Source organism: Thalassobacter sp. (genome assembly GCF_982993085.1).
Genome location: NZ_CEZFMW010000134.1, coordinates 1 through 8784, shown reverse-complemented (window position 1 = coordinate 8784; position 8784 = coordinate 1). Strand labels below are relative to the sequence as shown.

Below are 8784 nucleotides of genomic sequence, written 5' to 3'. Positions count from 1 at the left end.
CCTGAAGCTCATCGGGCATGGTCAGCATGATGACATCACACCAAGCAGCGGCTTCTGCGATACCCATTGTTTTCAGGCCTTCGCCTTCGGCTTTTGCGATCGAGGGCGAACCTTCGCGCAAAGCAACAACAACGTTCTTCGCGCCGCTATCGCGCAGGTTCAGCGCGTGGGCGTGGCCCTGCGAGCCGTAGCCGAGGATAGCAACTTTGAGGTCTTTGATCAGGTTCACATCGCAATCGCGATCGTAATATACGCGCATGTCAGTCCCTTGCGGTAAGTGTTTCGATTGGGGGCAGCATAGGCATGCTTACATAGAATTCGAGGGTAAATACCCCGAAATACACTCCATATACGTGGCTTTTATTCTTACAATAAATGAAATATGCGGGTTTCATGCTTGATGATGCTGACCGTCGCCTTCTGCGTTATTTGCAATCCGATCCCGAAGCTCCGGTATCGGACATCGCGGAGCGTGCGGGCCTGCAACCCACCACCGCCGCGCGCCGCTTGGACCGGTTGCGCGCCCAAGGCGTGCTGCGAGGCAGTCACGCGGTGATCGATTGGGCCGCCCTTGGGTATGCGGTTGAGGTGTCTCTGCGCTTTACCCTCGAAAAGACCCAAGCCCGTGCGTTTGACGAGTTTCAGGCCGCGGCCCGCAACATCCCCGAAGTGATCGCGATCCAAACATTTCTTGGTCGGGTCGACGTGCGCCTGTCCGTGATTGCACGCGACATGGCCGATTATCAACGGCTTTACCGCGATAGTATCCTGACGTTACCGCACATCGCAGACATTGAGGCGCTGATGCATGTCGCGACTCTCAAAACCTCCGAAACGTTGCCGATATGAGCTGGGATGAAACGGATATGGCGATTTTGCGCGTTGTTCAGCAGGATGCCACGCTGGGTGCGGGGGCGGTCGGGCGCGCCGTTGGGTTAAGCCAGCCTGCGGTTTGGCGGCGGCTGCAACGACTGCGCGAGGCAGGGGTGATCGCGGGGCGCCGCGTTGATTTGGATGTCGAAAAATTGGGCTTTGGTGTGACGGTTTTCTTGGGGGTCAAGCTTGCCACCAAGGGCCGTGTCAGCCTTGAGGATTTTGAGCGCGCCTGCATGTCCATCCCTGAGGTGCAGACGGTGCAACACGTCCTTGGCCTTTATGATTACCGGTTGCGCGTCGTGGCCCGTGACCTAAGCGATTTTGAACGCGTGTTGCGCCGGCGGATCATGACATTGCCCGGCGTGGGCAACGTCGAGGCGAATGTGCTGCTGAGCGAAGAGCGCCGGCCAGGCCCGATCTAAGCAAGCTGCGGTCCGCCACAATCTGCACGCCCCGTAGCGGATCGGAAACCGCAGCGGCGCAATTCCCGCCAGAAATGCGATTGTATACCCAAATAGACTTTGCGCGGGGCGACCTGCGGGCGTATCGGTGAAAAAAATGGAGGAACTTTCATGGCTGCCTTGCTGGACACAGTAGACCCCAACGGTCTCGAAGAATTCTCGGTCGTGTTTACGGACCGCTCTCTCAATTCGATGTCGACCGCGTTTCAGGGTGTCATGACTGACATCTCGGGGATGCTTAAAGATGTCTACAACGCCGACCATGTCGCGTTGATCCCCGGTGGTGGCACCTTCGGGATGGAGGCTGTTGCCCGCCAACTCGGCACAGACGCCCACGCAATGGTTGTGCGCAACGGGTGGTTCTCATACCGTTGGAGCCAGATTTTTGAGACGGGGCATTTCACGAAATCCTGCACCGTGATCAAGGCGCGTCAACAGGGCAACACGGTCACAGCACCCTTTGCCCCCGCACCGATCGAAGAGGTCGTGGCGAAAATTCACGAAGAAAAACCCCAAGTGGTTTTCGCCCCTCACGTGGAGACATCTGCCGGTGTGATCCTGCCTGATGACTACATCACACAGCTGGCACAGGCAGCCCATGCCGTCGGCGGCTTGATGGTGCTTGATTGTATCGCCAGCGGATGCGCATGGGTCGACATGAAGGCCACGGGCGTGGATGTCCTGATTTCGGCGCCGCAAAAAGGCTGGTCCGCGTCGCCCTGTGCAGGTCTCGTGATGATGTCCGACCGCGCCCGCGAGGTCGTGATGGCTACACAGTCTAACAGCTTTGCGATTGATCTCAAAAAGTGGCTCCAAATCATGGAGACATATGAGAACGGCGGCCATGCCTATCACGCCACGATGCCCACCGATGCGCTGCGGGTGTTCCGCGACACGATGATCGAAACCCGCGATTACGGTTTTGAGAAACTCAAGGATCAGCAGTGGGCTTTGGGCGACGGTGTGCGCGCTATTCTGGCGGCACGCGGGGTCAAATCCGTCGCGGCCGAGGGTTTTGGCGCGCCGGGCGTTGTTGTTAGCTACACGGACAACCCCGAGGTCCAATCGGGCCGCGCCTTCCTTGCACAAGGGACCCAAATTGCTGCGGGCGTTCCGCTAGAATGTGATGAGCCAGAGGGCTTTGCCACCTTCCGCATCGGCCTGTTCGGTCTCGACAAGCTATACGATGTAGAGGCGACGTTGGCGCGACTGACCCGCTCGTTGGATGCGGTTATTCCGGCTAACGCCTGAGGGGATTTACCCCCGCGCGCCGAGGCCAAGTTCCATCATGGCCCGGCGCACTGGCGTGACGTCATGCAACATCTGCATACCGCGCGCGCGCAATGCTTGCACCATCGGTTGACCGGCCTGCGAGGTGCGGTTCAGGGTCGTAATTCCTGCCACCCGCGTTGCCACATCCTTGTACCGCGCGCGGTGATATCCCTCTAGCATTGCAGCACTGCCCATATCGTGGGTGGTGCTTAGGTCGAGCAGGGCGCGAATATCAGCAAGGCTCATGTTCAGCCCCTGCGCGCCAATGGGGGGCACGACATGTGCGGCCTCTGCCATCAAAGCGGTGCGTTCTGCGTCGAAACGTTCGGCGATTTGGCTGATGATCGGCCAGATCGTCAGTCGCGATGCCAGCTTGAGCCGCCCCATCACACCAGCGGAGCGATCGTTCAACTCGGCCTCAAATGCGTCTGGTGCAAGGTTCATCCGGCGCAGGCTTTCGGGGCCATCATCCATCCACACAATCGCAGAGCGTGGCTGCCCATCACGGTCAGGCAGGGGCACTAGCGTGAAAGGCCCGCCCGATCGGTGCACCTCGGTCGAGACGTTGTCATGGGGCATCGGATGCGTGACCGCAAACGCGAGCGCCTTTTGTCCATAGCGTGTGGTGCGCACGGAAATGCCCGCCTGTTCGCGCACGGGGCTGTTACGCCCATCGGCGGCGATGACGAACGGGGTCGTGATCCGGGTGCCGTCCAACAGGGTTACGCGGGCCTCATGTGTGCGGGTCTGGACGCGGGCTGTGGCGGTGCCTGGGCGGAAATCGACATTGGGCAGTTCGGCCAGCTGTGCCACCATTTCGCGGCGTAACAGCCAATTGGGCAGGTTCCAGCCAAAGGGCGCGTCGCCCAGATCGCTGCTCTCAAAATTCCGCACGACAGGTTCGCGTGCGGGGTTTGAAGCATCGACGATCCGCATCGTGTGCAGCGCGCTGGCAAAGGGGGCAAGCCGATCCCATAGGCCGGCCTCTTGTAGCAAGGCGCGGGCAGGTTGCAGGAACGCGGTGCTGCGCAGATCCGCGCCAACAGCGTCGCCGTCGGTGATCGGGGGGGTGGGATCAACAAGCGTGACCCGGTGCCCGCAGGCGCCAAAGGCAGCAGCTGCGGTCAAACCGGCCACACCGCCGCCCGAGATCAGAATATCGGTGGTTTCATGCATGGATGCTGCCTCCCTCCGGCACAGTTAGGCCGCGGCGGCTGGTACGGCCAGTGCTCAGGCGACCTCAATCGACAATCTGCGCCAGAAAGTCGCTTAGATCACGCGTGTGATGGTGAATGTGCTCGCCGCGGGGGCGGGTTTCGGCGACCAGCACCGTTGCCATGCCCAGTTCGTGCGGGACCTGTAGGTTGCGCGGCTCATCTTCAAACATCGCCGCGCTGCGCGGCGTGAGGCGGTCCTTGGTGAACACGGTGTCAAAGGCGGCGGCGTCGGGTTTGGGCTGATAGCCCGCGTGTTCCACTCCATAAAGGGCATCGAACAGATGGCTCAGGCCGCGTGCCTCTAGGACGCGGGCGGCATAGGGGGCAGTGCCATTGGTATAAACGATACGCCGCCCGGGCAGGCGCGCGATCCGTTCCGCCAGCGTGGCATCGCGGGGCAGGACCGAGAAATCAATGTCATGCACATGATCCAGAAACGGGTCCGGGTCGATTGCGTGTTCGCGCATTAAGCCCGCAAGCGTCGTGCCGTGGGTCCGCCAGTAGTGAGCGCGTAGGCGGTCCGCCTCGGCCAGATCAACGCCCAACGTGTGGGCCACATAATCCCGCATCCGCACCTCGATCTGGTCGAACAGGCGCACGTGGCTGGGATAAAGCGTGTTGTCCAAGTCGAACACCCACGTGGTGATATGTTCAAAAGGCAGCGGCAGGGTAGTGGATATGGTCATGGGGCCGCACCCTACGCGCTACGATCCGGGGGGCAACCCGTCCTTTGGGCTTGGTTCTGCGCTTGATCCCGCGCGGGCAGTCTGCATATCATGGTATACGATTAAGGCAGACGGGGTTCACGTGGAAAAAACATCGCAAAAAGACGCCTATGGGCTGATCCTAGAGGCGATTGATGTGGGCACGTATCGCCCCGGCGATCGCTTGGTCGAGAGCGAACTTGCCGAACGGTTTGGCGTGTCGCGAACCCCCATTCGCGAGGCATTGCAACGGCTTGAAACCCAATCGTTGCTGACGCGTGATGGGCGGTCCTTGATCGTGGCGTCGTTGGATCACGACCAGATTGCTGAACTCTATATCGTGCGCACCGAGTTGGAGGCGTTGGCTGCCAAGCTGGCGGCGAAACACGCCGCCCCCGAAGAGATTAAGGTTCTCTTTGATATGGTCGAAGATGACCGCGCGCTGATCGATGATCCCAAGGCGCTGAGCCGGGCCAATCGTCGGTTCCATACACAAATTCATTTGGCCAGCCACAACCGGTATCTGGTGCAACAGTTGGACCTGGTCCACCGGTCGATGGCGTTGATGGCCACGACCTCGCTGGCCGCAGAGGGTCGGGGAGAGTTGGCGTTGGCCGAGCATAGCCGCGTCGTGCAGGCCATTGCCGATGGCGACGGCGAGCGCGCGGCAGAAGAACTCCGCGCTCATCTGAGTGTGGCGTTTGAGGTCCGTCTCAAGGAAGAATCCGAGCGGATCATGGCGTCCGGCGGGCGGATGTAGCCCCGCGCGCGCAGGTCACGAAATACGCCGGATCGTGCCATCTGAACCAACCTTGATCACGGGCACTTTCAGCAGCTGATCGGGTAGGGGTTTGATATTGGGGGCCGTGTCCTTGATCGGTGTGCCAAAGATCACTGGTTTACGCTCAATCCCCGCAGCCTCAGGTGTTTGGACATTGTGTTCGGCCCCACCGAATGCGCCGTGCTCGGTTTTGTCCCAGTAGAATGGCTTGCGCACGGTTTCAAACAGCGCCTTGTAGGTCGAAAGCGTTGTGAGCTGAAAATAGGGCAGCGTCAGAGGCACCCATGGCCGCAAAAACCTGAGGTGACTGGAGCGGCAGGCCACCAACGCCAGCGTGATTGTCAGGACTGTGGCCAGTGTGAAAACCACCGCCATCGGCCACACGGCCCATGTCGGCAAAAGGGTCATGATCGGATGATGCACCCCAAAGGCGACAACAACCGTGCTCCATAACAATGGGGCCAACGCGGCGTTCAGGATCATCCCCAAAAACATCATGTGAAACCCAAGCCACTTGCGCAGGCCAAGGTCGCGAAGCAATTGGATCGGCTGGCGATTATGAACCACCCAAGTCATGAAATAGCCCTTGTTCCAGCGCGACCGTTGCTTGATCCAAGGCCAAGTCGCCGCGTTGGCCTCTTCATGGGTGGTGATGTCGATCATCTCGGTTTCATAGCCCAACCGCGCAAGGCGAATGCCCAGATCGGCGTCCTCGGTCACGTTGTGCGCGTCCCAGCCGCCCAATTCTCGCAACACATCCCTGCGGAAAAACAACGTGGTCCCGCCCAGAGGCACGGCCAAGCCCATGCGTTTGATCGCGGGCAGAAACAGGCGAAACCATGTGGCGTATTCGATGGTAAAACAGCGTGAAACCCAGTTTTTCCGGGGGTTGTAATAATCCAGACGGCCTTGCAAGCAGACGACCTTTTCTGGGGCGATCGCAAAACGGTTGGCCACTGCGTGCAATTGCCGGGCCTCGGGGGCGTCCTCGGCGTCATAAACCCCGACGATAGAGCCCCGCGCAAAGTTGAGTGCATAGTTCATCGCACGCGGCTTGGTGCGGGGTGTGCCATCGGGCACCACGATGACGCGAAACCACGACGGGATCGCCGCACGTGCCAGTGCCATGCGTGTCTCAATATCGTGTTCCTCAACGATCAGGCAGATGTCGAGCAATTCCCGCGGGTAATCGAGCCGTGCCATGCGTTGGACCAATGGTCCCGCGATCGTTGGCTCTTTGAACAGCGGTACAAACAGCGAAATGATTGGCCGCTTGGTTTGTGATCCGTGATCTCGGTGAGAATGAAATTCGCTTTTGTCCTCGGTCAGGTGAAACCACAGCGCCGTGCCCTTAAAGATCACGTTGCTGATCAAAAGGGCGCAGGCCAGCAGTGACAGAACCGCTAACGTCATCATTGTGTGAAACAGCAGGCTAAAGATCAGGACGACACACACCGTCGGTACCACTAGGCTCGACAAGCTGGTCGCCCAATTGCGGCATGACATGCCTTCTGACACTTTGGCCTCGGCCCGGCGGGCAAGGGCTTTGCCGTGGCCAAGGGCGATGGCCTTTAGCACCTCAACCTCTGGGGCAAGGGTGAAGAGAACGTTGCCCAAACCGGGGGGCAATGCCGCGCGGATCTGAGGGATTTTATCGGGATTCGATGTGGCGAGGATCAGCATTCCACCGGTCTGCGACCAGGGCACCACGGTGTGTTTCAGGCACAGCTCCCATGGGAGCGACCGGATCATATCCAAATCATGTGGGGGCAGGGCAGTGTCCGCAAACCCGATGCCATACTGCGATGACAGGGCCATCATCAAATCGCGCTCGGTCACCCAGCCATTGGCAATTAGGATGTCGCCCAATCGGGCATCCTCGCGCAGTTGTAATGCCAACGCCTTGGCCAGATTACCGGGCGAAATCGCGCGTGCATCAAGCAGATATGCACCAAGAGGCGAGGCGTGACCCGAGGTGGAGGCCGCGCGCTTTTTGGGGCCCAGCAGTGCGGGCACGCGTGTCGCTTGGACAAGTTTTAGAAACTGGGTGGACATCAAGGACCCTTTACAATCAGGTCCTTGAAAGACGCTATTGGTAAACAGAAAGTTAATGCGAAGGTTAAATTAACGCATTAACTCAGTATGTTAACCAATTAGGCAGGCATTTTTAACGCGTTCCTGAAACGTTCAAACAAATACATCGAGTCCATGGGGCCCGGGCTTGCCTCTGGGTGGTATTGCACCGAATACACCGGGCGGTCTGCCATCCTGATTCCACAGTTCGATCCGTCGAACAGCGACACGTGGGTTTCAATCACGCCCTCAGGCAGCGTCTGGCTGTCGACCGTGAACCCGTGGTTCATCGAAGTGATCTCTACCTTGCCGCTTTCGAGGTCTTTGACCGGGTGGTTCGCACCGTGGTGGCCGTGGTTCATCTTGATGGTCTTGGCGCCCAATGCCAGTGCCAACATCTGGTGACCCAGACAGATGCCAAAGATCGGCAGATCAGTGGTGTCGAGGATCTCGCGGATCATAGGCACAGCATATGCGCCAGTGGCTGCAGGATCGCCGGGGCCATTGGACAGGAACACACCCGCGGGGGAGTGGCTTTTGATGTCCGCAGCGGTTGCCGATGCGGGCAGCACGGTCACATCACAGCCTGCCCACGCCAAACAGCGCAGAATGTTGCGTTTTGCGCCGTAGTCGATGGCCACAACCTTGGGGGCCGGGCCTTCACGCTTGGGGTAACCTTCGGGCCAAGCCCAACGGCTTTCGTCCCATGTGTAGCTTTGGGCGCAGGTGACTTCCTTGGCCAGATCGAGGCCCTCTAGGCCCTTGAATGCCCGAGCGGCTTTGACCAAGGCTTCGATGTCAAAATTGCCCTCAGGGTCGTGGGCCAGTGCCACGTGCGGCGCACCTTGTTGACGGATCGCGCGGGTCAAGCGGCGGGTATCAACGCCGCCCATCCCAATGCGGCCCTGCGCGGCGAGCCACGCGCCCAAATCCTGCGCGTTGCGCCAGTTGGACGGTGCGGTGGGGTCCCATTTAACGACCATGCCTGCGGCAGCGGACTGTCCGGTTTCGTCGTCTTCGGGCGTAGTGCCTGTGTTGCCCACGTGGGGGAAGGTGAAGGTCACGACTTGGCCCGCATAGGACGGGTCGGTCATGATTTCCTGATATCCGGTCATTGCGGTGTTAAAGCACAATTCGGCGACGGACAGGCCCGTGGCACCAAACCCGTGTCCGTAGAACACGGTGCCATCCGCAAGGGCCAGACAGGCTGTGGGGCGGGGGTCTGACATGATGGTCTCCTAGCGGCTGATGGGGTTCGGCAAATTGGCCACGGTTTAGGCGCGTGGGGCAGAGGGGTCAAGCGTCAAAGGGCCTTGATCGGAGGGTTCAGACGCGCTTGGGTTGTTTGTCGCGGGGGGCTGATATATGTGACGCCCTTTCTCGGGTGTGAGCAAGGAACA

Annotated in this window: 9 protein-coding genes; 4 read left to right on the top strand and 5 right to left on the bottom strand. The window is 59.7% G+C overall.

All coding sequences use genetic code 11. The features are described 5' to 3' along the window. Nucleotides 1-259, bottom strand: a 259-nt coding sequence (locus AC4GMC_RS15905) for an NAD(P)-binding domain-containing protein (protein WP_487878544.1), incomplete at its 3' end; no start/stop codon positions are given. 134 nt (nt 260-393) lie between these two features. Here AC4GMC_RS15905 and AC4GMC_RS15900 point away from each other — a divergent pair. From AC4GMC_RS15900 to AC4GMC_RS15890, 3 genes are all read left to right on the top strand, one after another. Beyond that, entirely contained in the window at nt 394-849 is a 456-nt protein-coding gene (locus tag AC4GMC_RS15900; protein ID WP_038003750.1) for an Lrp/AsnC family transcriptional regulator, read from the top strand. Then, nucleotides 846-1298 carry an Lrp/AsnC family transcriptional regulator gene (locus AC4GMC_RS15895; RefSeq protein ID WP_058123416.1) on the top strand — a complete coding sequence of 151 codons (453 nt, stop codon included), beginning with the start codon at nt 846-848 and terminating at the stop codon, nt 1296-1298. Before AC4GMC_RS15900 ends, AC4GMC_RS15895 begins: the two co-directional genes overlap by 4 nt. Before the next feature lie 150 nt (nt 1299-1448). Continuing rightward, complete coding sequence (locus AC4GMC_RS15890; RefSeq protein WP_487878545.1) at nt 1449-2588, top strand: aminotransferase class V-fold PLP-dependent enzyme; 1140 nt, start codon at nt 1449-1451, stop codon at nt 2586-2588. A 6-nt stretch (nt 2589-2594) separates the two neighbouring features. Here AC4GMC_RS15890 and AC4GMC_RS15885 read toward each other — a convergent pair whose 3' ends face one another. Both AC4GMC_RS15885 and AC4GMC_RS15880 read right to left on the bottom strand, forming a co-directional pair. Next, nucleotides 2595-3785, bottom strand: a complete 1191-nt coding sequence (locus tag AC4GMC_RS15885; protein ID WP_487878986.1) for a UbiH/UbiF family hydroxylase — start codon at nt 3783-3785, stop codon at nt 2595-2597. A gap of 64 nt (nt 3786-3849) precedes the next feature. Continuing rightward, nucleotides 3850-4512 (bottom strand): pyrimidine 5'-nucleotidase, encoded by a 663-nt coding sequence (locus AC4GMC_RS15880; protein ID WP_487878234.1) that lies wholly within the window; start codon nt 4510-4512, stop codon nt 3850-3852. Here AC4GMC_RS15880 and AC4GMC_RS15875 point away from each other — a divergent pair. Then, nucleotides 4511-5290, top strand: coding sequence for a GntR family transcriptional regulator (locus AC4GMC_RS15875; RefSeq protein ID WP_487878233.1), 780 nt, complete (start codon nt 4511-4513; stop codon nt 5288-5290). The two genes, AC4GMC_RS15880 and AC4GMC_RS15875, sit on opposite strands and share 2 nt — an antisense overlap. A gap of 15 nt (nt 5291-5305) precedes the next feature. Here AC4GMC_RS15875 and AC4GMC_RS15870 read toward each other — a convergent pair whose 3' ends face one another. Together AC4GMC_RS15870 and carA are read right to left on the bottom strand one after the other, a co-directional pair. Next, nucleotides 5306-7366, bottom strand: a complete 2061-nt coding sequence (locus AC4GMC_RS15870; protein WP_487878232.1) for a glycosyltransferase — start codon at nt 7364-7366, stop codon at nt 5306-5308. 98 nt (nt 7367-7464) lie between these two features. Next, nucleotides 7465-8613, bottom strand: a complete 1149-nt coding sequence (carA, locus tag AC4GMC_RS15865; protein ID WP_487878987.1) for a glutamine-hydrolyzing carbamoyl-phosphate synthase small subunit — start codon at nt 8611-8613, stop codon at nt 7465-7467. Nucleotides 8614-8784: the final 171 nt, after the last annotated feature.